Source organism: Variovorax humicola, assembly GCF_037889915.1.
GTDB classification, from domain to species: domain Bacteria; phylum Pseudomonadota; class Gammaproteobacteria; order Burkholderiales; family Burkholderiaceae_C; genus Variovorax; species Variovorax humicola.
Genome location: NZ_JBBKZV010000022.1, coordinates 35,814 through 60,536 on the forward strand (window position 1 = coordinate 35,814; position 24,723 = coordinate 60,536).

At 67.3% G+C, this 24,723-nt stretch carries 24 protein-coding genes; 12 read left to right on the forward strand and 12 right to left on the reverse strand.

Annotation, left to right across the window (positions count from 1 at the left end):
* Positions 1–116: 116 nt before the first annotated feature.
* Positions 117–551: a homoprotocatechuate degradation operon regulator HpaR gene (hpaR, locus tag WKW80_RS25935; protein ID WP_340366455.1), complete on the reverse strand. Its 435-nt coding sequence runs from the start codon at positions 549–551 to the stop codon at positions 117–119.
* Between the two features lie 118 nt (positions 552–669).
* Here hpaR and radA point away from each other — a divergent pair, with 118 nt between their 5' ends.
* On the forward strand, positions 670–2,061 hold the full coding sequence (gene radA / locus WKW80_RS25940) for a DNA repair protein RadA (protein ID WP_340366456.1): 1,392 nt from the start codon (positions 670–672) through the stop codon (positions 2,059–2,061).
* A 148-nt stretch (positions 2,062–2,209) separates the two neighbouring features.
* A complete protein-coding gene (locus WKW80_RS25945) occupies positions 2,210–2,644 on the forward strand; it encodes a glycerate kinase (protein ID WP_340366457.1) in 435 nt (144 codons plus the stop codon).
* Between the two features lie 174 nt (positions 2,645–2,818).
* Here the strand turns inward: WKW80_RS25945 and WKW80_RS25950 are convergent, their stop codons facing one another.
* Complete coding sequence (locus WKW80_RS25950) at positions 2,819–3,790, reverse strand: recombination-associated protein RdgC (protein ID WP_340366458.1); 972 nt, start codon at positions 3,788–3,790, stop codon at positions 2,819–2,821.
* Positions 3,791–3,985: 195 nt separating this feature from the next.
* Between WKW80_RS25950 and WKW80_RS25955 the strand changes: the two genes are divergently transcribed.
* Positions 3,986–4,933 (forward strand): branched-chain amino acid transaminase, encoded by a 948-nt coding sequence (locus WKW80_RS25955; RefSeq protein WP_340366459.1) that lies wholly within the window; start codon positions 3,986–3,988, stop codon positions 4,931–4,933.
* Positions 4,934–4,939: 6 nt separating this feature from the next.
* Positions 4,940–5,149, forward strand: coding sequence for a zinc-finger domain-containing protein (locus WKW80_RS25960; RefSeq protein WP_340366460.1), 210 nt, complete (start codon positions 4,940–4,942; stop codon positions 5,147–5,149).
* Here WKW80_RS25960 and WKW80_RS25965 read toward each other — a convergent pair.
* From WKW80_RS25965 to WKW80_RS25995, 7 genes are all read right to left on the reverse strand, one after another.
* Complete coding sequence (locus WKW80_RS25965; RefSeq protein WP_340366461.1) at positions 5,115–6,383, reverse strand: O-antigen ligase family protein; 1,269 nt, start codon at positions 6,381–6,383, stop codon at positions 5,115–5,117. The genes WKW80_RS25960 and WKW80_RS25965 overlap by 35 nt on opposite strands.
* A 53-nt stretch (positions 6,384–6,436) precedes the next feature.
* Entirely contained in the window at positions 6,437–7,648 is a 1,212-nt protein-coding gene (locus WKW80_RS25970) for an ATP-binding protein (protein WP_340366462.1), read from the reverse strand.
* The gene (locus WKW80_RS25975; protein ID WP_340366463.1) at positions 7,649–8,362 is read right to left on the reverse strand and encodes a response regulator; all 714 of its coding nucleotides are present in this window, start codon (positions 8,360–8,362) and stop codon (positions 7,649–7,651) included.
* A 71-nt stretch (positions 8,363–8,433) separates the two neighbouring features.
* A complete protein-coding gene (locus WKW80_RS25980) occupies positions 8,434–10,086 on the reverse strand; it encodes an NAD(P)/FAD-dependent oxidoreductase (RefSeq protein ID WP_340366464.1) in 1,653 nt (550 codons plus the stop codon).
* A gap of 6 nt (positions 10,087–10,092) precedes the next feature.
* The gene (locus tag WKW80_RS25985) at positions 10,093–10,911 is read right to left on the reverse strand and encodes a beta-ketoacyl synthase chain length factor (protein ID WP_340366465.1); all 819 of its coding nucleotides are present in this window, start codon (positions 10,909–10,911) and stop codon (positions 10,093–10,095) included.
* Positions 10,908–12,101, reverse strand: coding sequence for a beta-ketoacyl-[acyl-carrier-protein] synthase family protein (locus WKW80_RS25990; protein ID WP_340366466.1), 1,194 nt, complete (start codon positions 12,099–12,101; stop codon positions 10,908–10,910). Before WKW80_RS25990 ends, WKW80_RS25985 begins: the two co-directional genes overlap by 4 nt.
* 124 nt (positions 12,102–12,225) lie before the next feature.
* Positions 12,226–13,578, reverse strand: coding sequence for an AmpG family muropeptide MFS transporter (locus WKW80_RS25995; RefSeq protein ID WP_340366467.1), 1,353 nt, complete (start codon positions 13,576–13,578; stop codon positions 12,226–12,228).
* Between the two features lie 36 nt (positions 13,579–13,614).
* Here WKW80_RS25995 and WKW80_RS26000 point away from each other — a divergent pair, with 36 nt between their 5' ends.
* Positions 13,615–14,445, forward strand: a complete 831-nt coding sequence (locus WKW80_RS26000) for a M48 family metallopeptidase (protein ID WP_340366468.1) — start codon at positions 13,615–13,617, stop codon at positions 14,443–14,445.
* Between the two features lie 164 nt (positions 14,446–14,609).
* On the opposite strand, the gene WKW80_RS26005 is transcribed toward WKW80_RS26000, so the two are convergent.
* On the reverse strand, positions 14,610–15,545 hold the full coding sequence (locus WKW80_RS26005; protein WP_340366469.1) for a hypothetical protein: 936 nt from the start codon (positions 15,543–15,545) through the stop codon (positions 14,610–14,612).
* Between the two features lie 166 nt (positions 15,546–15,711).
* Between WKW80_RS26005 and WKW80_RS26010 the strand changes: the two genes are divergently transcribed.
* From WKW80_RS26010 to WKW80_RS26025, 4 genes are read left to right on the forward strand one after another with little or no spacing between them, the layout of a single operon-like run.
* A complete protein-coding gene (locus tag WKW80_RS26010; protein ID WP_340366470.1) occupies positions 15,712–15,858 on the forward strand; it encodes a hypothetical protein in 147 nt (48 codons plus the stop codon).
* A gap of 54 nt (positions 15,859–15,912) precedes the next feature.
* Entirely contained in the window at positions 15,913–16,788 is an 876-nt protein-coding gene (locus tag WKW80_RS26015) for a TauD/TfdA dioxygenase family protein (RefSeq protein WP_340366471.1), read from the forward strand.
* Positions 16,789–16,815: 27 nt separating this feature from the next.
* The gene (locus tag WKW80_RS26020) at positions 16,816–18,432 is read left to right on the forward strand and encodes a hypothetical protein (protein ID WP_340366472.1); all 1,617 of its coding nucleotides are present in this window, start codon (positions 16,816–16,818) and stop codon (positions 18,430–18,432) included.
* Between the two features lie 51 nt (positions 18,433–18,483).
* Positions 18,484–19,515 carry a uroporphyrinogen decarboxylase family protein gene (locus WKW80_RS26025; protein ID WP_340366473.1) on the forward strand — a complete coding sequence of 344 codons (1,032 nt, stop codon included), beginning with the start codon at positions 18,484–18,486 and terminating at the stop codon, positions 19,513–19,515.
* Between the two features lie 166 nt (positions 19,516–19,681).
* On the opposite strand, the gene WKW80_RS26035 is transcribed toward WKW80_RS26025, so the two are convergent.
* Both WKW80_RS26035 and WKW80_RS26045 read right to left on the reverse strand, forming a co-directional pair.
* A complete protein-coding gene (locus WKW80_RS26035; protein ID WP_340366474.1) occupies positions 19,682–20,233 on the reverse strand; it encodes a DUF3095 family protein in 552 nt (183 codons plus the stop codon).
* A 166-nt stretch (positions 20,234–20,399) separates the two neighbouring features.
* A complete protein-coding gene (locus tag WKW80_RS26045) occupies positions 20,400–20,909 on the reverse strand; it encodes an SRPBCC family protein (protein ID WP_340366475.1) in 510 nt (169 codons plus the stop codon).
* A gap of 99 nt (positions 20,910–21,008) precedes the next feature.
* On the opposite strand from WKW80_RS26045, the gene WKW80_RS26050 reads away from it, so the two are divergent.
* From WKW80_RS26050 to WKW80_RS26060, 3 genes are all read left to right on the forward strand, one after another.
* Positions 21,009–22,241 carry an NAD(P)/FAD-dependent oxidoreductase gene (locus tag WKW80_RS26050; protein ID WP_340366476.1) on the forward strand — a complete coding sequence of 411 codons (1,233 nt, stop codon included), beginning with the start codon at positions 21,009–21,011 and terminating at the stop codon, positions 22,239–22,241.
* Positions 22,242–22,371: 130 nt separating this feature from the next.
* Entirely contained in the window at positions 22,372–23,523 is a 1,152-nt protein-coding gene (locus tag WKW80_RS26055) for a DnaJ C-terminal domain-containing protein (protein ID WP_340366477.1), read from the forward strand.
* A gap of 34 nt (positions 23,524–23,557) precedes the next feature.
* Positions 23,558–24,721: a DUF3089 domain-containing protein gene (locus WKW80_RS26060; protein WP_340366478.1), complete on the forward strand. Its 1,164-nt coding sequence runs from the start codon at positions 23,558–23,560 to the stop codon at positions 24,719–24,721.
* The last annotated feature ends 2 nt before the right edge of the window (positions 24,722–24,723 follow it).

Here is a 24,723-nt window from a genome sequence, read left to right on the forward strand (position 1 = left end):
CTCCGCGCTGCGCACTGCGGTGCGAGCTTGCTTGGGGCGGCCCGGCGCGGCGCTCATCGGGCAACTTCCGTGCGTCGCACTGCGGTGCGAGCGCCTTCGGGTGGACGGGGCGACGCTCACGAAGGCTGCTCCAACGTGATCAGCTCGTCGAGCAGGGCATACAACTGCTCGAGCTTGGCCTTGCCCAGCGACTGCTCGAGCCATGCGTAGTGGGCCTCGATGGTGCTCGACAGGCGTCGCGCCAGTTTCTTGCCCTGCGCCGTGGCCTCGATGACCGTGCGGCGCTGGTCTTCCGGATCGCGGCTGCGCCGGACCAGGCCGTCGCGCTCCATGCGCGCGAGCATGCCGGTGAGGCTCGGGCCGAGGATGAAGGCCTCGCGCGCCACACGGCCGGTTTCGACCGCGCCATGCTCGCCCAGCACCCGCAGCACGCGCCATTGCTGGTCTGACAGGTCGTGCTCGCGCAGGCTCGGGCGCGTGTGGGCCATCACGGATTCGCGTGCCTGCAGCAGCAGGCGCGGGAGGTTGCGGTGGACGAATGGTGTGTTCATGGGAGGCGCCATTATTTAACATGTTAAATAAAATGCAAGTGGCGCGACGATGACATGCGCACGGGTTTACCCGCAGATCTCGGCGCAGAAGCAGCCGGGCGCTCCCTACACTCGGTCGATGGCAAAGGAAAAAACAAACTACGTCTGCAGCGAATGCGGCGGCGTCAGCTTCAAGTGGCTGGGCAAGTGCCCGAGCTGCGGTGCATGGAACACATTGGTCGAGCAGGTTGCAGCGCAAGGGGGCGGCGCGGGCAACAACCGCTTCAGCGCGCCGTATACGGCCCTGGGCGGCACCTCCGAACTCGCGACGCTGTCGGAGATCGAGGCCAATGATGTGGCGCGCACGCCGACCGGCATCGACGAGCTCGACCGGGTGCTCGGCGGCGGCATCGTGGCCGGCGGCGTCACGCTGATCGGCGGGGACCCCGGCATCGGCAAGTCGACGCTGCTGCTGCAGGCCGTCGATGCGCTGCAGCGTGCGGGGCAAAATGCGCTCTACGTGACCGGCGAGGAAAGCGGCGCCCAGGTCGCGCTGCGCTCACGACGGCTCGGGCTGGAGCATTCGCAGGTGCAGGTGCTGGCCGAAATCCAACTCGAGAAGATCATCGCGACGCTGGATGCGAATCGCCCGGCGATCGCGGTGATCGACTCGATCCAGACCGTCTATTCGGACCAGCTCAGCTCAGCGCCAGGCTCCGTCGCGCAGGTGCGCGAATGTGCCGCGCACCTGACGCGCTTCGCCAAGACCAGCGGCACCGCCGTGGTGCTGGTCGGCCACGTCACGAAGGAGGGTGCATTGGCCGGCCCGCGCGTGCTGGAACACATGGTCGACACGGTGCTGTACTTCGAAGGCGACACGCATTCGAGCTTCCGCCTTGTGCGCGCCATCAAGAACCGCTTCGGCGCAGTCAACGAGATCGGCGTGTTCGCGATGACCGAGCGCGGCCTGAAGGGTGTGACCAACCCGAGCGCCATTTTCCTGAGCCAACACGCCGAGCCGGTACCGGGCAGCGTGGTGCTGGTCACTCTGGAAGGCACGCGGCCGATGCTGGTGGAAATCCAGGCGCTGGTCGACAACGGCGGCCCGAGCCCGAGGCGCCTGAGCGTGGGCCTCGACCGCGACCGCCTGGCCATGCTGCTGGCCGTGCTGCACCGCCACGCGGGCGTGGCCTGCATGGACCAGGACGTGTTCGTGAATGCAGTGGGCGGCGTGCGTATCAGCGAGCCGGCGGCCGACCTGGCGGTGATGCTGGCCATCACGTCGAGCCTGCGCGGCAAGCCGCTGCCCAAGGGCTTCATCGCGTTCGGCGAAGTGGGGCTGGCCGGCGAGGTGCGCCCCGCGCCGCGCGGCCAGGAGCGCCTGCGCGAAGCCGCCAAGCTCGGCTTCAGCATCGCAGTCGTTCCCAAAGCCAACGCGCCCAAGAGGGGCGCGAAGGAAATCGAAGGCCTCACGATCCACCCGGTGGAACGCATCGAGGAAGCGATGGACGTCGTTCGTCAGCTTCAGTAGCGACAGGTCTTCAGGAAAACGCCCGGACCAAGTCCGGACAGGCCTCGCTGGGAACCGGCTTGCCGGGTGAACGCTGCCGCCTTCCGTGCGAAGTTTCGCCACCTGCACCGCGCAGTAGCACGGGTTGACTACCGGCGACAATCCGTTGATGAATTTCCGCAAATACCTGGTGCCGGTTTTCGGTGTCTTATTGCTCGCATTTGCATGGGCCGAATACGGCTGGCCGGGCGTGGCCGTGGTGTCGGGCGCGATCGTGATGTTCCTGCTGCTGCACTTCAATCGCGCGATGGCGGTACTGCGGCGCGCGGCCAACCGGCCGATCGGCTATGTCGACAGCGCGGTGATGCTCAATGCCAAGCTCAAGCCCGGCGTCGCGCTGATGCATGTGATGGCGCTCACGCGCTCGCTCGGCGAACTGCGCACGCCGAAAGACACGCAGCCGGAGCTCTATCGCTGGACCGACGGCGGCGGCTCGTGGGTCGACCTCGAATTCCTGGACGGCAAGCTGCGCAAATGGTCCTTGACGCGTCCCGACCCGGCGGCTGAGCAAGCCAAGCCGCCGGCGCAGCCGCCCGCGACTTGAGTCTCCTATCAGGTTGCCGCCACGCCATCGCGTGACCGGGACGCATGAAACCAGGACGAGCACGGCGAAGTCTGTTCGTGGGCACCCACGGAACCGGCTTTGCCGGGCCGCCGGGTGCGCCCCCTGGAGGCCCTGGAGGGGGAGGCGCCGCATGCGCTTCAGGGTCGTTTAACTTCAAAACGGCGCGTCTTCAGTCTCCGCATCGACGGGCGCCTGGACCTTCTCGACTGGCGCCGCAACACCCAGCGCCATCTCGCCGCCGAGCGCTTCCAGCAGGTCGGGCACCAGTTGGCCGAGTTCGCCGGTGGCAATCGCCGCGTCGGCGTCGAAGTTGTCTTCCTTGCCGTCCTTGATCGCGCTGGTGCCTTCCGTGCCTTCGAGGAACACGATCTTGCGCAACTGCATGCCTTCGGTCAGCTCGAAGGACACGCGGTCGTCCCAGGTCATGGCCAGGCGCGTCGGGCGCTTGCCGTCGGCGATGTGCTGGCGCACCTCCTCGATGTCGAGCGGGTGCTTGGCATAGCGCACCACCGACTTCGATTCGTCGCTGGCCTTGAGTTCGCACTCGCGGTCGATGGTGAATCCGGCGGGCGGCTCCTGCGTCGACAGCCAATTCGACATCGCCGCGGCCGGCTCGATCGTGGTCGACAACTGCGCCACGCCGAAGCCTTGGAGGGCCGTCACCAGCGCGGTCACGACCTCGTCGGCGCGTGTCACATTGGAGCTGTTGACCACCAACCGACGCTCGGCCGGGTCGATCCAGACCGTGACCTTGGCCTGGCGCGTGAAGGCCATCGGCAGCAGTTCATGCGCGATATCTTCCTTGAGGTCCCGCTTTTCCTTCTTGCCGGGCTTGCGGCCGGTGGTGGCCTCGATCTGCGCGCAGCGCTCGTCGACCTTGCGGCGGACGACCGAGGCCGGAACCGCCTTGGCCTCGATCATGAATTCAAGCAGCCACTGGCCGCCGATCGATTCGACCAGCGCGCCATTCGCCTGGCCGCGCGGCTCGATCCAGCCGGCGGACTTTTCCTGCGTGGCGCCGCAGGGGATGAAACGGTGGGCGTCGAGCGCCTGTTCGGCCTGCTCCAGCGTGGCAGACCATGAAGATTCGATGCGGTAGACGATGACGTTCTTGAAGAAGGACACTGGCACTCTTTCCTGAAGCGTTGTGCAGAAGCGTTTTGACGAAAGCCGCGCATTGTCGCCGCCCGCGCGATGAAGCCGAACCGGCCACTGCCCGGTGCCACACGACGAATTTCCCCGGATGGCACGCGACCGCGGCAAAGGGCCGGCGTCGCCTAAAATCGCCGGCTCCCCGACCCCCTCCCAAGGACACAACAAATGAGCGCCCTCGTTCCCCCCGCGCCTTCGATGGCCGACCGTGACGGCAAGATCTGGATGGACGGCCAGCTGGTCGACTGGCGCGATGCCAAGATCCACGTGCTGACCCACACGCTGCACTACGGCTGCGGCGCATTCGAGGGCGTGCGCGCCTACGACACGGTCAACGGCACAGCGATCTTCCGGCTCGAGGAGCACACCGACCGCCTCTTCAACAGCGCCAAGATCCTGCGCATGAAGATCCCGTTCACGAAGGACGAGGTCAACGAGGCGCAAAAGACCGTGGTGCGCGAGAACAAGCTCGAAAGCTGCTACCTGCGCCCGCTCACCTGGATCGGCTCGCAGAAGCTCGGCGTCAGCCCCAAGGGCAACCAGATCCACTTGATGGTCGCCGCCTGGGCCTGGGGTGCGTACCTCGGCGAGGAAGGCATGAAGCGCGGCATTCGCGTCAAGACCTCGAGCTACACGCGCCACCACGTCAACATCACGATGACGCAGGCCAAGGCGGTCAGCAACTACAGCAACTCGATCCTCGCCAACATGGAGGCGCTGGACGATGGCTACGAAGAGGCGCTGCTGCTCGATGCGAGCGGCTTCGTCTCCGAGGGGGCGGGCGAGAACATCTTCGTGGTCAAGGACGGCGTGGTCTACACGCCCGACCTGTCGGCCGGCGCGCTCAACGGCATCACGCGCAACACCATCCTGCACATCGCCAAGGACCTCGGCATCGAGGTGATCCAGAAGCGCATCACGCGCGACGAGATCTACATCGCCGACGAGGCGTTCTTCACCGGCACCGCCGCCGAGGTCACGCCGATCCGCGAACTCGACCGCGTCGAGATCGGCGCCGGCTCGCGCGGCCCCGTCACCGAGAAGATCCAGAATGCGTTCTTCGAAATCGTGAACGGCCGCAATCCCAAATACGCCCACTGGCTCACCAAGGTCTGAACCGCTATGGCCACCGATGCTGTCGTCGAACTACTCGGCAAGGAACTGAACCAACAGGGCGGCGTGTACTGCCCCAACCCCAAGGCTGACATGCCGCTGTGGAACAACCACCCGAAGGTCTACCTCGACGTGGCCCGCACCGGCGAGGCCAAGTGTCCCTATTGCGGCACCGTCTACCGCCTCAAAGCGGGTGAGTCGGCCGGCCATCGGCACTGAGGAAGACGCCTGACAGGCGCTGCGGCAGCACCTCGCGCCAGGGGCTGCAGCTTTCCTCGACCAGCCGCAGGTAGAGGAACGAGATCCACAGCAGGCTCAGGCCGATCTGCGCGTCGCGCATCGCGGAATTGAGGCTTGCGGCGATCAGCATCGTCAGCATCGTGACGAAGCCCAGGCGCCCGGTCAGGTCGGCACGCCGCCAGCCGACCCACACGCCGGCGACCATGATGAAGAGCAGCGACAACAGCCCCGGGATGCCGCCCTGCGAGCCCATCCACAGGTAGTCGTTGTGCGGCATGTTCTTGTAGTCGAGCACCTTCGGGCCGCGCTTCTTCCACTCGCTCGTCCAGGCACCGATGCCCAGGCCGGTGAGCGGCTTTTCCATCATCATCGCGGTGGTCTCGCGGTACATCAGGTAGCGCGTGATCATGCTGGCCTCGGAGACTTCACCGGCCTCCGCCTGCTCGAGTTCCTGCAGCCCGAGTTCGAATTTCTGCTTCATCGAGGCCGGCGCCTGCCAGACCAGCAGGCCCGACACCGCGAATACGGCCACCAGCGCGGCAGCCAGCACGCGCGGATGACTGCGCCATTGGTGCACGCAGGCGGCGACCATGCACACCAGCATCGCGACGAGCGAGGTGCGCGAAGGCAGGATCAGCGTGACGAGGAGTGCCATCAGCACCGTGAAAACGAACGCAGGCCCGGCCCAGTGCCACCGCCGCGTGTCGCTCAGGTGCGCGAGTCCCAGCACGGCGGCCGAGGTGCCCAGCACCGTGAACAGCAGCGCATTGTTGATCGACTTGTTGCCCTTCATGATGGTGACGGCATGCCAGATCTGGGTATCGGGCAGGACGCCGGCCTCATGGAGCGCGATCAGCAAGAAGTTGATTACCGACACGACCAGGAATCCGCGCAGCGCCCACACCGCCTCCTCGCGCGAAAGCGCCGTCGCCAGGAGCATCGTGGAGGCAATGCGGATGCCGTGGAACAGGTTCTCCGCCGTCTCGGGATAGTGTTGGCCGATGGCGAGCACGACCAGCGTCCATGCCAGGTAGATGACGATCGGCCACCACATCGGACTGGCACGCATCCTGGCCCCGCGCTCGTGCCAGCCGCCGGCGACGAGCATGGCGATGAGGAGGAAAAGCGCGGCGCCGTAGTTCATGCCGACCGGCATGTAGACCACAAAACCCCAGAAGGCCGCTGTGTAGCGGACGAGTCTTGTTCTGAGCATGGGGCGCGATTTTAGGTGCGCGGCCGCTTGCCGCTAGGCGCGACTTGCGCGGCTCAGCGCGGCAGTGCGATCACGAAGCTGGCGCCGCCGCCGGTGCGCGATTCGCAACGCACGCTGCCGCCGTGCCGCTCCGCGATCGACTTCACCAGCGCGAGGCCGAGCCCGACGCCGCCCTCGCGCTCGCTCGCGCCGGGCAACCGGTAGAAGGGCTCGAAGATGCGCTCGCGCAGGGCCGCCGGCACGCCCGGGCCGCGGTCGCTGACGCGGACCTCGGCGTTGCGCGGATCGGTCTTCAGTTCGACGCTGATCTCGCCGGCGCCATATCGGCGCGCGTTCTCCAGCAGGTTGCGCACGGCGCGGCGCAGCAGGCGCGGCACGCCGGGCACGTTGAGGCTGTTGCTCGAGGTGCCGTCGGCCAGGTCGAGTTCGGCGCCGACACGCGCGCATTCCTCGGCGGCCAGGCCGGTGAGGTCGACCGTCTCGATCGTGCCTATGTCCGCCTCGTGCGCATCGAGCCGGCTGGCGAGCAGGATCTCGTCGATGAGCTGGTCGAGTTCGCCGATGTTGCGCGAGATCTCGGCCTTGGCTGCGGCCGTGGGCGCGCCAAGTGCCGGCCCCCTGTCATTGCCGATCAATTCGAGCCCCATGCGAATGCGCGTGAGCGGCGAGCGCAACTCGTGCGAGGCATTGGCCAGCAATGACTTGTGCGAGCTCACCAGCGTCTCGATGCGCGCGGCGGCTGCGTTGAAGCGCTTCGACAAATCGGCCACCTCGTCCTGCCCCTGCTCCGGCACGCGCGCCGACAGGTCGCCTTCGCCCCAGCGCTGCACGCCGCGCTGCAGCGCTTCGAGCCGTTGCGTCAGGCGCCGCACGATCGGGTAGACGCCCAGGGCCACCGCGAGCCCCACCACCACGATCATCCAGGTGAAGCCGAACGGCGTGCGCCAGGGCGGTGGCGGTGGTCGGCCAGCCGGGCCAAGAGCCTGGTCGCGCGGCGGCATCTGCAGCGTTAGCGCGCGGCCATCGCTCAAGGTCAGGTCGAATTCAAAGCCCTGGCCGCGCACGCGCGTGGCCTGGCCAGTGCCGATGATGCGATCTTCGGCGTCGCGCACGATCACCGTGCGCGGAAGCACCGAGATGCGGTCGCGCTCGTTGTCGGTCGCCCAGCGCACCACCCAGCCGGCGGTCAGCGTCAGGACGACCACGCCCGCAACCACCGCCAGCCAGATGCGGACGTACAGGTGGCGGGAGTAGAGGTTCAGCATCTAGTCCTGCTGCTTGGCGAAGACGTAGCCGACGCCGCGCACGGTGAGGATGCGCTTCGGGTTCTTCGCATCGGCTTCGATGGCCGCGCGGATGCGGCCCATGTGCACGTCGATGGAACGGTCGAAAGCTTCGAGTTCGCGGCCGCGCACGGCTTCCATGATCTGGTCCCGCGTCAGCACGCGGCCGGCGCGCTCGGCCATCGCGGCCAGCAGGTCGAATTGATAGGAGGTGAGATCGGCCAGCGCGCCGCCGACGGTGACGGTGCGCGCGTTGCGATCGATCTCGAGCGTGCCGAAGCGCATCAGCATGGCGGCCCCAAGGGCGGCGCTGGGCTCGCTGCGGCGGCGCAGCACGGCACGGATGCGGGCGAGCAGCTCGCGCGGCTCGAAGGGCTTGGGCAGGTAGTCGTCGGCACCGATTTCAAGGCCGACGATGCGGTCCATCGGGTCGCCCTTGGCGGTGAGCATCAGCACGGCCACCTTCGACAGCGGACCAGGCAAGGCGCGGATGCGGCGGCACACCTCGAGGCCGTCGACGTCGGGCAGCATCAGGTCCAGGATGACGAGATCGGGCGCATGCTCTTGCAGCAGGTCCATGCCGGTGTTGCCATCCAGCGCATGTTCGACGCCGAAGCCGGACTGGGTGAGGTATTCGCTCACCATCTGCGCCAGCCGCGCGTCGTCTTCGATCATCAGGAGTTGCGGATTGCTCATTGAAGGATCGTCGTCCCGGCCCGCCAAGCCGGGTTGAACGCCGCGTAAAGTTGCGTAAACGGAAAGCGAGACTAACCTATCGCCGATGCCTGGAGGAACAGCATGGCGGGCTGCGCCTCCCGGGGTTCTCGCGCCGCCAGGCCGGCCATTCTTTGGTCCAGCAAGGCGCCGAGCGTGCCGCTGCCGAGGCCGGGATGCGCACGGTTGGCGCGCTCGACGATCTCGCGTGCCAACTCGTCCAGCAGCGCCGCCGAGGCGCGCACGCGCTGGCGGAAGCCGTCGTCGTCGAGCTTGTCGTTCAGGCTGCGGTTGAGTCCGGCAAACCAGGGCAGGGCGGCCTGGTCGAGCATCACGGCCGGGTTGCGCTTCTCGCTCACGGCCGACCAGCTCCGCATGAAGGCCTGCATGGCGACGTTGAGCCGCTGGCAGTGCACCAGGTCTTCCCGAAGCTCGCCGAGCAGGGCGAGGTGCGTCAGCTTCTGCTGGAAGAACATCTGCGACAGCACGCCCCAGTAGTAGGTGTAGTCCCAGATCACCTTGACCGGCAACACCTCGGGGTCGCCGAACAGCGGGTACTGGTCCTGGTAGAGCGCCAGCGTGCTTTCGTAGAACGAGTGGTAGATCTGGTCGTAGACCTGCGCCCGCGCCTCCAGTCCCAGGCCGGCGCGGTCGCGCGCGATGAGGTCGGCGATGTAGGTGTTGCTGATCGCGATGAAGTCGCTGCCCGGCGAGTAGAACGGGTCGAGAAACAGGCCGGCCTCGCCGGTCAGCGCCCAGCGCCGCGCGGAAAACACCTGCTTGCAGCCGTACGAGAACTTGCGCAGGAACATGAAGTCCTGCAGCTTGTCGCGCTTGCCGTCGAGCGCGTCGTACAGGCGCGGCTGCCAGGTCCTGAACCAGTCCATCGCCTTGTCGAAGGTGTTCATCGTGTCGAGCGGATGCAGCTTCGGGTCGGCCACGATGCCGACCGAGTGCGAGCCGGAGGCCAGCGGAATCAGCCAGACCCAATAGCCCGCGCCCACCAGGTGGTTGGTCGACAGCCACCGCGCTTGCGGGTCGCAGCGCGCGCGCCACTCGGGGTCGTCGCTCCAGTCGTCGATGACGATGCGCTCGCCGATGCGGAACCACACGGCGTTGGCGTCGTGCGCGTTGGGCCGGGCCAGGCCGAGCTTGCGCTTGAGCAGGCCGGCACGCCCGCAGGCGTCGACCAGCCAGCGCGTGCGCGCGACGTAGGTCACGCCATCGACGGTCCAGCGCAGGCGATGCGGCGCATCGGCGCTGTCGCTCAGGTCGACGCCGCCGACCATCGCGCTGTCGATAAAGCGCACGCCGCGCCGCGCGGCCTCTTCGCCCAGGTAGTTCTCGAAGATGCCGCGGTCGATCTGGTAGCTCGGCACCGAGAGATAGCGGCTGGCGCCGATCTCGGTCACACAGTCGATGTCGCGGCGGCCCTCGCTGAAGAAGAATCGGAAACCGAACTTGCGCAACTGCACCTGCTGCATGTGGGACTTGAGGCCCAGCACCGTGTCGAAGTAGTGCGCGCCGATCTCGACCGACGATTCGCCCACCTTGTGCGCCGCGAGCGGAACCGGATGGCCGCGCCGCTCCAGCACCAGCACGTCGATGTCCTCGAAGCGGTTCTTGAGCTGCAAGGCCAGCGTGAGGCCGGCCAGACCGCCACCCATGATCACGACGTCGTGTACTGGGGGGGCGGCTCCGGTCATGGGGTCTCAGTCTGGCAGCGAGTGGAGCAAAAGGCGCAGAGACATCGTTGGCGCCAGTGGCATTTTCAACGGCAGGCCGTTGCCGCAGGCCAGCGCCTCGAACACCGGCAACGCGTCCGCGATGGAGTTGGTGTTCAGGGCGTTGGCAGCCAGCGAATGCAGCACGGGCGCCTGCGAGGGGCCGGACTCCAGCGCCCAGTCGAACGACGCCACCGCGCGCTCGGTGCGCACCGGCGACACCACGAATGCCGCCGCCATCAGGCCGCGGCTGGTGGTCACCGAGGCCAGCGGGCCGACGGCCGGCACGTCGTATCCGACCAGCAGGATGGCTTGCTGGTCCGCGGCGCATTGCGTCGCAGCCTCCAGCAGGGCGGCGGCGAAGCTGGTTTCGAACGCGCTGACCGAATTGCTGGCCGCCATGCAGCCCGTGCCGATGCTCCAGTAGCCGACCGCTGCGTTGTGCACCGAGTTGTGGAACTTGGTCGGCGACAGCAGCGACGGATCGCTGGCGAGCGTGCTGCACATGTAGTCGTTGATGCCGAGGTCGCCGTGCGCGGAAGCGAACACGCAGGGCAGGTCCTTTGCGTTGCGGCCGGAGGCGGCGACTGCCGCGCTCGCCACTTCGAGCGCGAGCGCCACGGTGTCAGGCGCGCGGCGGCGTTCGGCCGGTGCCAGCAGTTGCGGCGAGGGCCGCTTGGCGGGCGGTTCGGCCAGCTCGCCCTCGCCGCGAAAGGCGGCACGGGCCAGCTCCCAGCCGGGCAGGGTGGGCGCCCAGAACGCCGGGCCTTCGATATAGAGGGTCGGGGGCATCACCTGGCCGCTCACGCCGATGCTCCCTTGCCGAAGATCAGCGCGCAGTTGTTGCCGCCGAAGCCGAACGAATTGGAGAGCGCATATCGCACCTCGCCGCGCGCCGGGCTGCGCTTGATCTGCGGGCCGAAGCCCGCGCCGAGTTCCACGCAGTTGGCGGTGCCGGGCTTCAGGCCGGTCTGGATGGCCAGCAGGCTGATCACGGCTTCCACGATGCCGGCCGCGCCGAGCGTGTGACCGGTGAAGCCCTTGGTCGAGCTGGCATGCGTGGTCGCCGGAAAGCGCCGCGACACCAGCCCGCCTTCCACCTCGTCGTTCTTCATGCTGGCCGTGCCGTGCATGTTGATGTAGTCGATCGCGTCGGTGCCGAGGCCGGCGCGTGCCAGTGCGTCATCCAGCGCGTGTTCGGCGCCGAGGCCTTCGGGATGCGGGGTCGACATGTGATGCGCATCGCTCGATTCGCCATACCCGCGCAATTCGAGCGCGCCCGGCCCGCGCTCCAGCAGCGCGAAGCCTGCGCCTTCGCCCAGGCTGATGCCGTTGCGTCTGGCATCGAACGGGCGGCACGGCTGAGGCGACACGAGTTCGAGCGAGTTGAAACCGTACAGCACGCTGCCGCAGAGCGTGTCGACACCGCCGACCACGGCCGCATCGACCAGGCCCAGGCGAATCAGCCGCTCCGCCGAGGCGAACACCTTGGCGCTGGAGGAGCATGCGGTCGAGATGGTTTCGCACGGTCCTTCGAGTTGCAGCACGTGTTGCACGAACATCGCCAGCGAATGCGGCGTGTGCAGGGCGGGGCGTCTTTGTTCGGGCGTGAACTTGCCGTCCGCGGTCAGTTGCGTGTAGGCGAATTCGGTTTCGCCGATGCTGGAGGTCGAGGTGCCGAGGATCAGCGCGATGCGCGCCGCGCCATGACGCGCGCGGGCCGCCGCCACGGCTTCCATGAAGCCATCGGCATGCAGGCCGAGCCAGGCCAGCCGGTTGTTGCGGCAGTCCCAGGTTGCGAGCGGCTCGGGTAGCCGGATGTCCTCGACGCCTTCGACGCGGCCGATCCACGTGGGCAGCGGGGCATCGCCGAAGTCATTGGCGCGCAGGCCGCTGCGCTCTTGTTCGAGTGCGGCGAGCGTTGGCGCCTTGCCGACGCCGAGCGCCGACGTGGCGGTGAATGCGCTGATGCGAAGGGGCGGAATCCTGGTAGGCACGACGTTGGGAGAGAGGGGAAAGCCGAAGGGAGGGAACCCGAAAGCCTACCAGTTCACAAACCATTCCCGCGTGAGAGTTTTGCGACACCTTTGCCTGGCAGTGCGCCTCGACTGGACGAGCCGACTACGCGTCGCCGGACGTATTCCCGGCCCTGGCAGCCAGCGCCACCAGCACCAGCACCGGCACGCCGAGCAGCGCGGTGGCGGTGAAGAAGTTGATGTAGCCGTAGCGGTCCACGAACACGCCCGAATACCCGGCGATGAACTTGGGCAACAGCAACATCATCGAGCTGAACAGCGCGTACTGCGTGGCCGAGTAGTTGATGTTGGTCAGGCTCGACAGATAGGCGATGAACGCGGCCGACGCGATGCCGCCCGCGAGGTTGTCGGCAGACACCACCGCCACCAGCGCGGTGAGGTCGTGCCCGCGCGTGGCCAGCCAGGCGAAGAGCAGGTTGCTGGCCGCGCTGAGCACGGCGCCGAGCATCAGCACGCGCATCACGCCGAAACGCATCGACAGGATGCCGCCGACGAAGGCGCCGACCAGCGTCATGATCACGCCGAAGATCTTGCTGACCGTGGCCACCTCGTCCTTGGTGAAGCCCATGTCGACATAGAACGGATTCGCCATGATGCCCATCACCACGTCGCTGATACGGTAGATGGCGATCAGCGACAAGATCAGCGCGGCCTGCCATTTGTAGCGTCGGATGAAGTCGGCGAACGGCTCGATCAGCACGCTTTCCAGCCACGCCATGGCGTTCTTCGGCGCGGCCAGCGGACGGCGCACGGGCTCGGGGGACAGCAGCACCGTGAGCACGCCGACGGACATCGATGCGGCCATCACCAGGTAGGCCGTGCGCCACGCTGCGTTCTGGTAGCCGCCAGCGTCGCTCGCCTCGGCCCAGGCCGCCACCCACAGCACGCCCGCACCAGCCCAGATCATCGCGAGGCGATAGCCGGTTTGATAGGCCGCCGCGAGGGCGGCCTGCTTGCGCGTCTCGGCCGATTCGATGCGAAAGGCGTCGAGGGCGATGTCCTGCGTGGCCGAGCCGAACGCCGCCAGCAAGGCGCACCACACGAGCGGATGCAATCCGTCGCGCGGGTCGCTCAGCGCCATGCCCGCCAGCCCTGTGATCACCAGCCCCTGCGCGAACAGAAGCCAGCCGCGGCGTCTTCCGAGCAGCGTGGTCAGCGGTGGCAGCGGCAGCCGGTCGACCAGCGGCGCCCAAACCCACTTGAAGGCATAGGCCAGCCCGACCCAGCTCAGGAAACCGATGGTGGCGCGATCGATGCCCGCCTCGCGCAGCCGGAAGCTCAGCGTGCCGAGCACCAGCAGCAGCGGCAGTCCGGCGGAAAAGCCCAGCGCCAGCATGCGCAGCGTGGCCGGCTCGAGATAGACCTCGAGCGATTCGCGCCAGGGGAGCTTGCGTTCTTCGGGAGCGGGAAGGGCTTGGTCGGCGGAAGGTGGGGACATGAATGGCAGGCAGCGGGTGCTGGCTATTATTCCCGCATGTGTTCATGCTGCAATTTCCAGTCCGCCGGTTCCTTGTTCGCGCGCCGCGCTTTCCTGCTCGCGGCGGGTGCTTCGGTCGCGGGGCCGGCGCTCGCACAGGTCGATGTCGGCGAGCCTTCGGTGGCGCGGAATCTCGTGCCGGCGGACCAGATCGAGCAGGCAGGCACGCAGCAATACAGCCAGTTGCTGGTGCAAGCCCGTGCCAAGGGCGCGCTGGCCGGCGACGGCAACCCGCAACTGCAACGCCTGCGGGCCATTGCCGCGCGGCTTATTCCGTTTGTCGGCCAGTGGAACCCGCGCGCCAAACAGTGGAAGTGGGAGGTCAACCTCATCGGCAGCAAGCAGATCAACGCCTTTTGCATGCCCGGCGGCAAGATTGCCTTCTTCACGGGCATCCTCGACCAGTTGAAGCTCACCGACGACGAGATCGCGATGGTCATGGGCCACGAAATGGCGCATGCCCTGCGCGAGCATGCGCGTGCGCGGATGGCCAAGAACGCCGGCACCGGCGCGGCGCTGTCGATCGGCGCGCAATTGCTGGGCTGGGGCCAGATGGGCGACTTGGCGGCGCGCGGCGCGACGCAACTCATCACCCTCAAGTTCAGCCGCAGCGACGAGACCGATGCCGACCTGGTGGGGCTTGAACTCGCGGCGCGTGCGGGCTACGACCCGAATGCGTCGATCACGTTGTGGACGAAGATGGCGCAGGCCAGCAAGTCGGGCGGCCTGAGCTTCCTGTCGACACACCCGAGCGGCACCGACCGCATCAAGATCCTCGAAGCCAATGTTCCAAAAGTGGAAGGCCTCTACCGCTCGGCGCGACGCTGAGCGCGATGTCAGTGCCGACGCTGGAGCGAATTGCGCGGCGCATGAAACCGGTGCGAGTACTGCGAGGTCTGCGAGTACTGCGAGTCTGCGAGTCTGCGAGGTCTGCGAGGTCTGCGAGGTCTGTTCGTGGGCACCCGCGGCAGGCGCTTCGAGGGTGTTTCACCCTAGCGCATTGGCGGGTCCGGCACGTAGCCGACCTGCGGCGCTTGCGGGAAAGGTCGCGGGCGTGCGTAGCGGTCGTCCGGGCCGGGAATGATGCCCATGCGGATCAGGTTGGCGCGGCTGTCGTAGCGCAGTGCGATCACCTCGTCGGGCGTGCTGCGCGCGCGCACGAAACGCGTGTGCGTGACGATGGATTCCTCGCGCTGGCCATGGCCGGTGCCCAGCTTCTGCTCCTCGATGGCCGAGCGCTCGCGGCGGGCCAGCGATGAGGGCGCTGCAGCGTCGTTGGCGGCGCCGGCGCCCGATGGCTGCGATGCAGCGGGCGCTTCGGCCTTTGCGGCCGGCGCGGCCTCGCTTGCGGCGCTGCCGTCCTTTTGCATCGGAGCCGGAATCATCGGTGGCCTTGGCACCGGTCGCGGCTCGGGCCGTCGCTCGCTGAACACCGCGAAGCCGATCACGCCCAGGTCGAGCGGGCGCCCGGTGCGCGATGCATACGAGTCGCCGGGGGCGGTGAACTCGAATGCCGCGACCTCGCGATCGCTCTTGCGCCAGCCCGCAATCTGGTCGGAGGCGCGTGCACCCAGCACATAGCCGTCCTGATCCCATCCCGCGGTCTTGCCGTTCAGCACGTTGATGCCGTCCACCGACATCACGACCAGGATGCGCTCGCTGCGCAGGTTGTGCAGCGTGACGCCGTAGCGCGCTCCGGGCCGGCCGGCGACGTACATCTGGCCGTCGCCGCCGGTGTAGACGGGCAGCGTCTCGCCGCTGTCGCGATCCTGCACGTCGACGCGGAGCGAGCCTGTAGAGACCTGCGGGCGTGGCCAGGCCGGCATGGCGCATGCGCCCAGCAGACCCGCCGCGGGCAGGCCGAGCAACAACCGACGGTTCAAGCTGCCCGCGCGGGACGGCGGGGCGGCGACAGGATGATGGGACATGAAAGCTCCTCGCATGCCGGTCGACATTGACCGTGGAGCTTGTACGGAGCAGCTTGCGAAAAAGGGTTTGCGAAAGTCCTGCGGCGATTGCCACGGTTGATTCCCGGCATAAGCAACTGACGATTTGTTCGTTTGCGTCCGTTGCCGCGGTCCGCAGAATCTGCCCATGCTTTCGCCCGTACGCACTGAAGACTTCGCCGCCGATCCGCAAGACAGCCATTCGTTCGGCACTGCGCTGCGCGACCTGGCGGTCAGCATCCTGGTCGTGGCTGCCGCAGCGCTGATCGCGAGCTTTCTCACCGCCATCGCGTAGGCGATTTTCCGCGCGGCCCGGCAGCTTGCGTGCCGCCGCCGTAGACTTTGCCGCATGACTGTCGCCACGATTGCCGCCCAGCACTTCGAAGTGCGCCCTTTCGACGCGCCTCTGGGCGCCGAAATCATCGGCCTCGACATATCGAAGCCCATCAACGACACCGATTTCGCCCGCATCCATCGCGCGCACCTCGACCACCATGTCGTGGTGTTCCGCGACCAGGACGTGTCACCCGACGCGCACATCGCCTTCAGCCGCCGCTTCGGCCCGCTCGAGATCCATGTGCTGCACCAGTACCACCTGAAGGGCCACCCCGAGATCCTGATCGTCTCGAACATCAAGGAGAACGGCGCGCCCATCGGACTCGGCGATGCGGGCGCGTACTGGCATTCCGACATCTCGTACAAGCCGAAGCCGAGCCTGGGTTCGCTGCTGCACGCGCAGGAGTTGCCGAGCGAAGGCGGCGACACGCTCTTCGCCGACCAGCACCGCGCGTGGGATGCGCTGAGCCCGGCGATGCAGCAGCGCCTGCTGCCGCTGAAGGCCGAGCACAGCTACCTTGCCAAGTACGAAGAGCTGCGCTCGAAGAACCCTTGGCGACCCAAGCTGTCGCAGCAGCAGATCGACGCGGTTGCGCCGGCCGTGCAGCCCGTGGTGCGCACGCATCCCGAAACCGGGCGCAAGGCGCTGTTCGTCAGCGAGCATTTCACGACCGGCATCGTCGGCATGCCCAAGGACGAGGGCGACGCCTTGCTGGCCGAACTGTTCGCGCACAGCGTGAAGCCGGAATTCGTCTACCGGCATCGATGGAAGCCGCACGACCTCGTGTTCTGGGACAACCGGTCCGTCATGCACCTGGCTGCCGGCACGCCGGACGAATTGCGCCGCAAGCTGTATCGCACCACCGTCGAAGGCGACGTACCGTTCTAGCCGGAAAAAAAAAGAGGAACTTCGTCCATGACGACACCGACGCACGGCAGGCGAGAGTTCTGCCGCATCGCCCTGGGTGCTGCGCTGGCAGCGGCCGCGCATTCACGGGCGGCAGCCGCGGGGCCCGCTGCGCCCGGCGCTCGCTACTTCCCGCCCGATGCGGTGCGCGTCGACCCGCCTGGTGTGGACCTGCAGCGAATGCTGGATCAGAACAAGTCCGTGCGGCTCGGTGCCGGCAACTACGGCAACGTCATCATCCGCAGCGGCCACACGCTGGTGGGCTTGCCTGGCGGCCACACGAAGCTTGCGCGCGTCACGTTGCAAAAGGGCGCGAGGGACTTCGAGATTCGCGGCGTTCAGGTCACGGAGGGGCTGCGCATCGAGGCCGGCCAGCCGACCGGGCCGGGCGTGTTTCGCGACTTGCGCGCGATGGTCCATGCCAGCGGCGCCGAATTGAACGATATCGACCTCGTGTCGTTGTTTGAATCGCAGCAGGACTTCCGCAACACGAAGACCCGGAACGTGCGCTGGGTGCGCCCGCAAACGCATGACGGCGGCTGGAACAACGACCTGCCGGCATTGATCCTGACCGGGCAGGGCGAGGGCAATGCGATCGCGGCATTGAATGCGCTCGAACCCCGCAACGGCGCGTTGTGGATCGAAGGACAGAAGAACTTCAGCGTCTTCGGCCTGGACGAAGAGAGCTACAAGAAGCGCAAGGTCGAGGCGCCGGTCATCAAGATCCGCAAGAGCGGCGATGTGCTCCTTGCCGGCGTCGGCGGGTTCGCGCACGAGGCGCAGGGAATCGACAGCGACGCGGCCAGGACCTACTACTGGCGCTCGGGACTGCAGACCGGCCGGGAAAACATCTTCGACAACGGGCGGCCGTTCCTTCGCGAGAAGCCCCCGGATTGGCCCCGGTGGCAGCGCCGCCGGCCTTTGGTGCGCTTGCCGCGCGTCGACATCAGCCAGGCGAGGGAGGACGACGGCGCCCTGCAGCGCATGCTGGACGACGGCCCGCGGGTGATCCAGCTCGATCGCGACGTAAGCCTGCGCACGCCGTTGCGTGTGCGGCGGCCTGTGATCATCGTCGGCAATGGCCATGCGATCGTGCAGCTTGATCCGTCGCGGCCGGTCTTGCAGGTCGACTTCAGCGCCGCCATCGCCGAGCGGCTGACGATCCCTTTCGACATGCTCGATCTCGCGCTGGTCGGCGGCCGGGTCGGCGTCTATCACAACCAGCCGGATCTTCAGCTCTCCGGATTTACCTGGGCCAATGTGCTCTTCCAGGACCAGCGCGAGGCGGGAATCTTGCTCGACAAGCAGGCGTATGCGTTCGACCAGGGGTTGATCGACCACTGCACGTTCGATGGGCCCGCGGGCTGGGTCCAGGACGCGATCCGGCGCGAGGGCGATCACAAGTCGCTCGCCTACATGGACAAGGTGTTGACGTATCGCTGCGTGTTCGACAACACGCGGGCGAGCCTGGACTTCCAGATGGCCCGGGCCGACAACCTGCTGAGCTTTGTCGAGTGCGATTTCAAGGCGCCCGCGAGGATCGAGTCGGGCGCGAACTATCCGGTCTTCGTCGGTTGTACCGGGCCGATCGCCAGCCGGAGCAGCACCACGGTGCAATTTGACTGAGTCCGGCAGGCGCAGGGAAGATCCAGGCACACGCCGAGAGAAGGAATCGACATGCTGTTCCCCACGACGATCGTCGGAAGCTTTCCGCAGCCCGACTGGCTCATCGACCGGGCCAGGCTGGCGGGACGCTTTCCGCCGCGTGTGCGGGCACACGAGCTTTGGCGCATTCCGCCGCAATACCTCAACGCAGCGCAGGAAGATGCGACCCTGATCGCGATTCGCGCGCAGGAGGACGCCGGGCTGGACATCGTGACGGACGGCGAGATCCGCCGGGAGAGCTACTCGAACCGGTTTGCCACGGCGCTCGACGGCGTGGATCTCGACAACCCCGGCACCGCGCTGGATCGTTCCGGCCATCCGAACCCGGTGCCGCGCATCGTCGGCAGGATCCGGCGGTTGCATGCGGTCGAAGTCGAGGACCTGAAGTTCCTGCGAGCCAACACCCATCGCCAGGTGAAGATCACGGTGCCCGGCCCGTTCACGATGCTGCAGCAGGCGCAGAACGATTTCTACAAGACCGAGGAAGAGGCCGCGATGGACTATGCCGACGCGGTGAACCAGGAGATCCGCGATCTCTTCGCCGCTGGCGCCGACGTCGTGCAGATCGATGAACCGTACATGCAGGCGCGGCCCGAGAAGGCACGGCTCTACGGGCTCAAGGCGTTGAATCGCGCACTGGAGGGCATCAAGGGCACGACCGCCGTTCACATCTGCTTTGGCTACGCGGCCATCATTCACGAGCGGCCGACAGGCTATTCGTTCCTGCCCGAACTCGCGCAATGCACCTGCGCGCAAGTCTCCGTGGAAACGGCCCAGTCGCATCTGGACTGCTCGGCGCTGAGCGCGCTCAGTGGAAAGAAGGTGATGGTCGGCTGCATCGACCTCGCGGACCCCGAGGTGGAATCCGTCGAGACGATCGTCGAACGGATCAAGCGGGCACTGCCCTACGTCGCACCATCCAACGTCATCCTCGCGCCCGACTGCGGCATGAAGTACCTCGCGCGCGAAACCGCGATCGGCAAGCTTCGGGCCATGGTCGAGGCGGCCAAGGTGCTGCGCGCGGAATACGCCGGCGCGAGTTGACGCCACCGCCTGCGCGGCTTCGGTCAGGTTGAAGCCGCTTCGCACGGCCTCTCGCACCGAGCGAAGTTGTTGGAAATTCATAGGGCGCGATTGTGTCGGGCACGCCTCATTTCGGGAACGAACGATTCGTTGATTCCTGATGAACCCGACATCTATGCCGATGGGGTCAGGGGCGACTCAGCCCCTTCAGGCCCCTCGATGCACTGGTATAGCCGCCCCCGCCGCCATCCACGAAATGCACGTGGAGGCTGTCGGACGGGGACGTGACCAGGCAGGTCATCAGCGCGGTATCCGAGACGTGAATCCCGTAGCGCAATCCTCGTGAAGGCGCGGTCTCGGCCAGATAGCGCTTGATCGCGTCAACTGCGGATATCGGGCAGTCGATGACGAAGCAGAACGTGTCGTCATGCTTGCAGAAGTCGGTGTTGGTCGTCATCTCGCTTCGATAGCGCTTCGGATCGAAGTTGCCGCTGGGCTTGCTGCGCGCCAGGGCGATCCGGGCCACCAGCGTCTCTGCGAGAACGCGTGCGACACACGCCACCAGCGACCCGCCACGTCGCCGTGCCCGAGCCTCCAGCATGAAGCCTGTCGGCGTCCAGCTGACCCGCAGGTTTTCCAGGCTGACCGGACGCGATTGCGTGTCCGGCCCGGCAAGCCGCATGATTTCAGCGTAGACCTCCTGAAGGTTGTCCGTGCCGCGAACGATCAGGGTCAGCAAAACGTTCCACGCACATCAAGGTGCTGCTTGATCAACCCCACCCGTTCGTAAAAGACCGCGGTCCCCTGCTGATCCGCAATCACCTTCGCATCGACAGCCCCGAGACCGGCGGCCGCAAGCCCTTCGGCCGGTATCTGTCGCCTCGTTCGAACGGGGCCGTCGGGCGTCAACGCCCGCTTTCGAGATTTGCCTTGAGTTGCCGCATCGCCTGCGCGGATTCCTCTTCGATCTGCCGGCGCAAGGTCACCGCATTGAGGAACGCGAACAGCAGGCTGTGCGCGCCGTACTCGAGCTCGCGCTGGAAATGCGTACCGCCCTCGATGGGTGCGACCGCATAGGTCACGATGCCGGCGTCCTGGCCGTTGATCTGGCCGGCGATGCGCCAGCGCTGGGCGGGTTCGCGCAGCGTGACGCGCCAGGTCGCGCGCCCGCGTCGCCCCGCGACATGGAAATCCTCGACGACCGTCTCGCCGACATTCAGCGAATGGTCCGCATCGCCGCTGACCGCGAGCGAGGACGGGTGCCAGCGCGGCCAGTTGGCCGGCGTCGTGACGTACGCATAGACATCCTGCGGCGGCCGGGCGATGTCGACCACGGAGACGATCCGCGTGACGCCGGCATCCAGGGGCACGAACATTGCAGCGATCAGCGCGGCCGCCACGAGGGCCGCGCCCACCCAGCGTTTCCACCGGCGACGCGTTGCGCTTTGCATCATTGAACTCCGGGCGGGCAAGGTTCAGGGCTGCCAGAATGAACGTCCCATCTACCGCATGCGATGACAACGCCGCATTCTGTCCCTGTCTCGTGCGATGTGCTCGTGGTCGGCGCCGGGCCAGCCGGCAGCGCCTGCGCGCAGATGCTGGCGCGCGCCGGCTTCGATGTCGTGCTGTGCGACCGTCACGACTTCCCGCGCGACAAGGTCTGCGGCGACGCGCTGATTCCCGATGCACACCGGGCACTCGCGCGGCTCGGCGTGCTCGACGAAGTGAAGGCGCAGGCCGCCGGTGCAAGCCATGTCGGCTGCTTCGGTCCGCGCGGCGGCAGGGTCGACGTGCCGGCCACGCTGGCCGTCTTGCCGCGCCGTGCGCTGGACGACATCGTTCGCCGCGCGGCGTTGGCGGCGGGTGCGCGCTGGCTTGCGCCGGCGCACTTCGATGCACCGTTGTTCGATGCCGGCCAGCGTGTGGCCGGCGCGCGATTGCGCCTTGGGGGAGGCGGCGTGCATGAACTTCAGGCGCGCTGGACCGTGCTGGCCACTGGTGCGGATTCGGTGGCATTGATCGCGGCGGACATGTGCCTTCGGCGACTGCCGACCGGCGTCGCGTTGCGCGGCTACGTCAGGAACGACGCAATGGCCACGCGCATCGGCAGGCTCGAAGTCGTGTGGCACCGCGCGCTGCGCACCGGCTACGGCTGGATCTTTCCGTGCGGCGACGGCGTGTTCAACATCGGCGTCGGCATCACGCACCGCGATGGCCAGGCAGGCGGATCGTCGGCGGCGCGCGACCCCAGCCTGCGGGAAGTCTTCGCCGCCTTCCTGCGCGTGCACGGGCCGGCGCGCGAACTGATGGAGGGAGGCACCCGGCTCGGCGAACTGAAAGGCGCGCCGCTGCGCTGTTCGCTCGAAGGCGCGCGATGGTCACGAGCGGGGCTGCTGGTGGCCGGCGAAGCCGCCGGCAGCACCTATCTCTTCACCGGCGAGGGCATCGGCAAGGCGCTGGAGACCGGCATGCGGGCCGCGGAGGCCATCGAGGCGGGCGCGGATGACGATGAGGCCGTCCGCACGGGCTACGAAGCCGCGCTCACAGCGCTGAAACCCCGCTTCGCCCACTACGAGCAAGCCAACCGCATCAACGACCATCCATGGCTTGCCGATCTCCTGATCTGGCGCGCGCGGCACAGCCAGCGCATCCTCGGTCGCCTGAGCGGCGTGCTCGAGGAGACGCACAACCCTGCCACCCTGGTGAGTGCGATCGGGCTGCTAGGCCTTTTCCTTCCGTTCGGCTGATGTAAATGCGCCGAATGCGCCCTCTGCTGGCGCACTTCTTGCGCGACCTTCAGCTAACATTCGTACCCACGGGCCGTCGCCTGTGTCGGGATTTCGTCCCGAACGGATTGCCTGGACGAGGACTTGGAATTTGGGCACCGACAACGCTTTCGCCGAACTGGGTTTGGCACCTGATGCGACCGACAGCGAGGTCAAGGCGGCTTGGCGCCGGCTGGTCTCGCAGTGGCATCCCGACCGCAACAGCAGCGCCGACGCCGTGGCCCGGATGCAGCGCATCAACCGCGCGTTCGAGGAGATCCGCAATGCCGGACCTCGCACCTCGCAAGCCGAACGGCCGCACGCCTCCCACCGCACCGCGCGTCCCCACGCCGCCGGCACGCAAGACAGCAACGGCAACGGCAACGGCAATACCACCCGCGGCTTCCACGAGAAAGCGCGGGCCGACAGCACCGCATCGCGAGACTCGGCGGCCGCTGAAGACGGCCAGCCTCAACGCCGCCCCATCTACCGCAAGGTCAAGCTGACCCTCGAAGAAGCGGCGGCCGGCTGCATCAAGGCCATGCAGGGCAAGATCACCGACACCTGCGTGGTCTGCGCCGGTGCCGGGCACCAGGTGCTCGGCGGAAACTGCGCCCAGTGCGGCGGCTCCGGCGCGATCCCGAAGCGCGCCTTCTTCGGCTGGCCCACCGGGTACTACGAATGCAATGCGTGCCTCGGTGGCGGCATCGCGCGGCGGCCGTGCAAGGCCTGCGCGGGCGCCGGCAAGATGGCGCCGCGTGCCTACAAGGTCAACGTGCGCATTCCGCCGGGCGTGCGCGATGGCGCGCTGCTGCACGTCAACGGCGGACGCCCGCATCCGGGCAGCCCGCCGGCCGACCTCGAAATCCGCGTCGAAGTGGCGGAGCATGCCTTCTTCAAGCTCGACGACGACGGCACCACGCGCTGCGACATTCCGGTCGATGGCTTTGCGTGGATTGCCAACCGTTCGATCCAGGTGCCAACCGTCGTGGGCCTGCAGGCGCTGAAGCTGAAGCGCGACCAACTGGCCTATCGCATGAAAGGCCATGGATTCCCGGTGGCGCGGGGCGGCGTTCGCGGCGACCAGGTCGTCACCGTGCTGCCGATCTTTCCGGACCATCTCACCGCCGACCAGGAGATCCTTCTCGACCAGCTCCTGGCCACGACATCGGGACCCGCCGGGCTGTCTTCGGACAGCCGGCTGCGCACGTGGAACCACAGCATGCGCGCGTGGGAGCGCGGGATGTCGAAGCGCGGCCAGTAAGGGGCGCCGCCGGGATGCGGTCGTCTATGCCGGCATGATCAGGCAGCTTCTCATTGCATCGATGGCGGCGGCGCTGCTCGGCCCGGCCTTCACGCATGCGCAAGCGCCCGCCGCGGAGGTCGACTACAAGGCCGACGCATCCTGGCTCTGCCGCCCCGGCCGCACGGATGCCTGCAGCCGCGACCAGACCGCCACACGCGTCGAGGCGGACGGCCAACTCACCGTCGAGCCCTTCAAGCCCGCAGAGGCGCCTGCGATCGACTGCTTCTACGTCTACCCGACAGTGAGCCGCGAACGCGCGATGAACAGCACGCTGGCCGCGAGCGGCGCCGAGCGCGAGGTGGCCAACCAGCAGTTCGCCCGCTTCGCCTCGCGCTGCAGGCTCTTTGCGCCGCTGTATCGCCAGCTCACGCTTGCCGCACTGGCCACCGCCGCGTTCGGCAGGCCGCTGGCGGCCGAGGGCGAACTGGCCTACGCCGACGTGAAGGCTGCCTGGGAAGACTACCTGGCCCGAGACAACCAGGGGCGCGGTTTCGTGCTCATCGGCCACAGTCAGGGCTCGCGCATGCTCACGCGCCTCATTCGCGAGGAGATCGACGGCAAGCCGGTGCAGTCGCGCATGGTGTCGGCGCTGCTGATGGGCACGAACCTCGCGGTGCCGAAGGGCGCCGACGTGGGCGGTGCGTTCCGGAGCGTGCCGCTGTGCCGCGGGGCCGGGCAGACCGGCTGCGTGCTGGCCTACGTGAGCTTCCGCGCCGATGCACCGCCACCGGCACGGAGCGTGTTCGGCCGGGTCGATGCACCGGGACAGGTCGCGGCCTGCGTGAATCCCGCCGCACTGGCAGGGGGCGAGGGCGCATTGATGCCGTACTTCACGAGCGGCAACACAGACATCACCGGCATGCCGTCGCGCGGCACGTCATGGCTCAAGAGCGGCCAGAAGCTGAACACGCCGTTCGTCACCACGCCCGGCCTTCTGAGCGCCGAATGCGTCTCGAACGAGCACGGCGACTACCTCGCCGTCCACACGCATGCCAACGCGGCCGACCAGCGCATCGACCACATCCCCGGCGACCTCAGCATCGCGGGCGTGGTGCTCAAGGGCTGGGGCCTGCACCTGGTCGACGTCAACCTGGCGCTGGGCAACCTGCTGTCACTGCTGGACCGTCAGGCAGCGGCGTATCTCGAACGCCACTGACG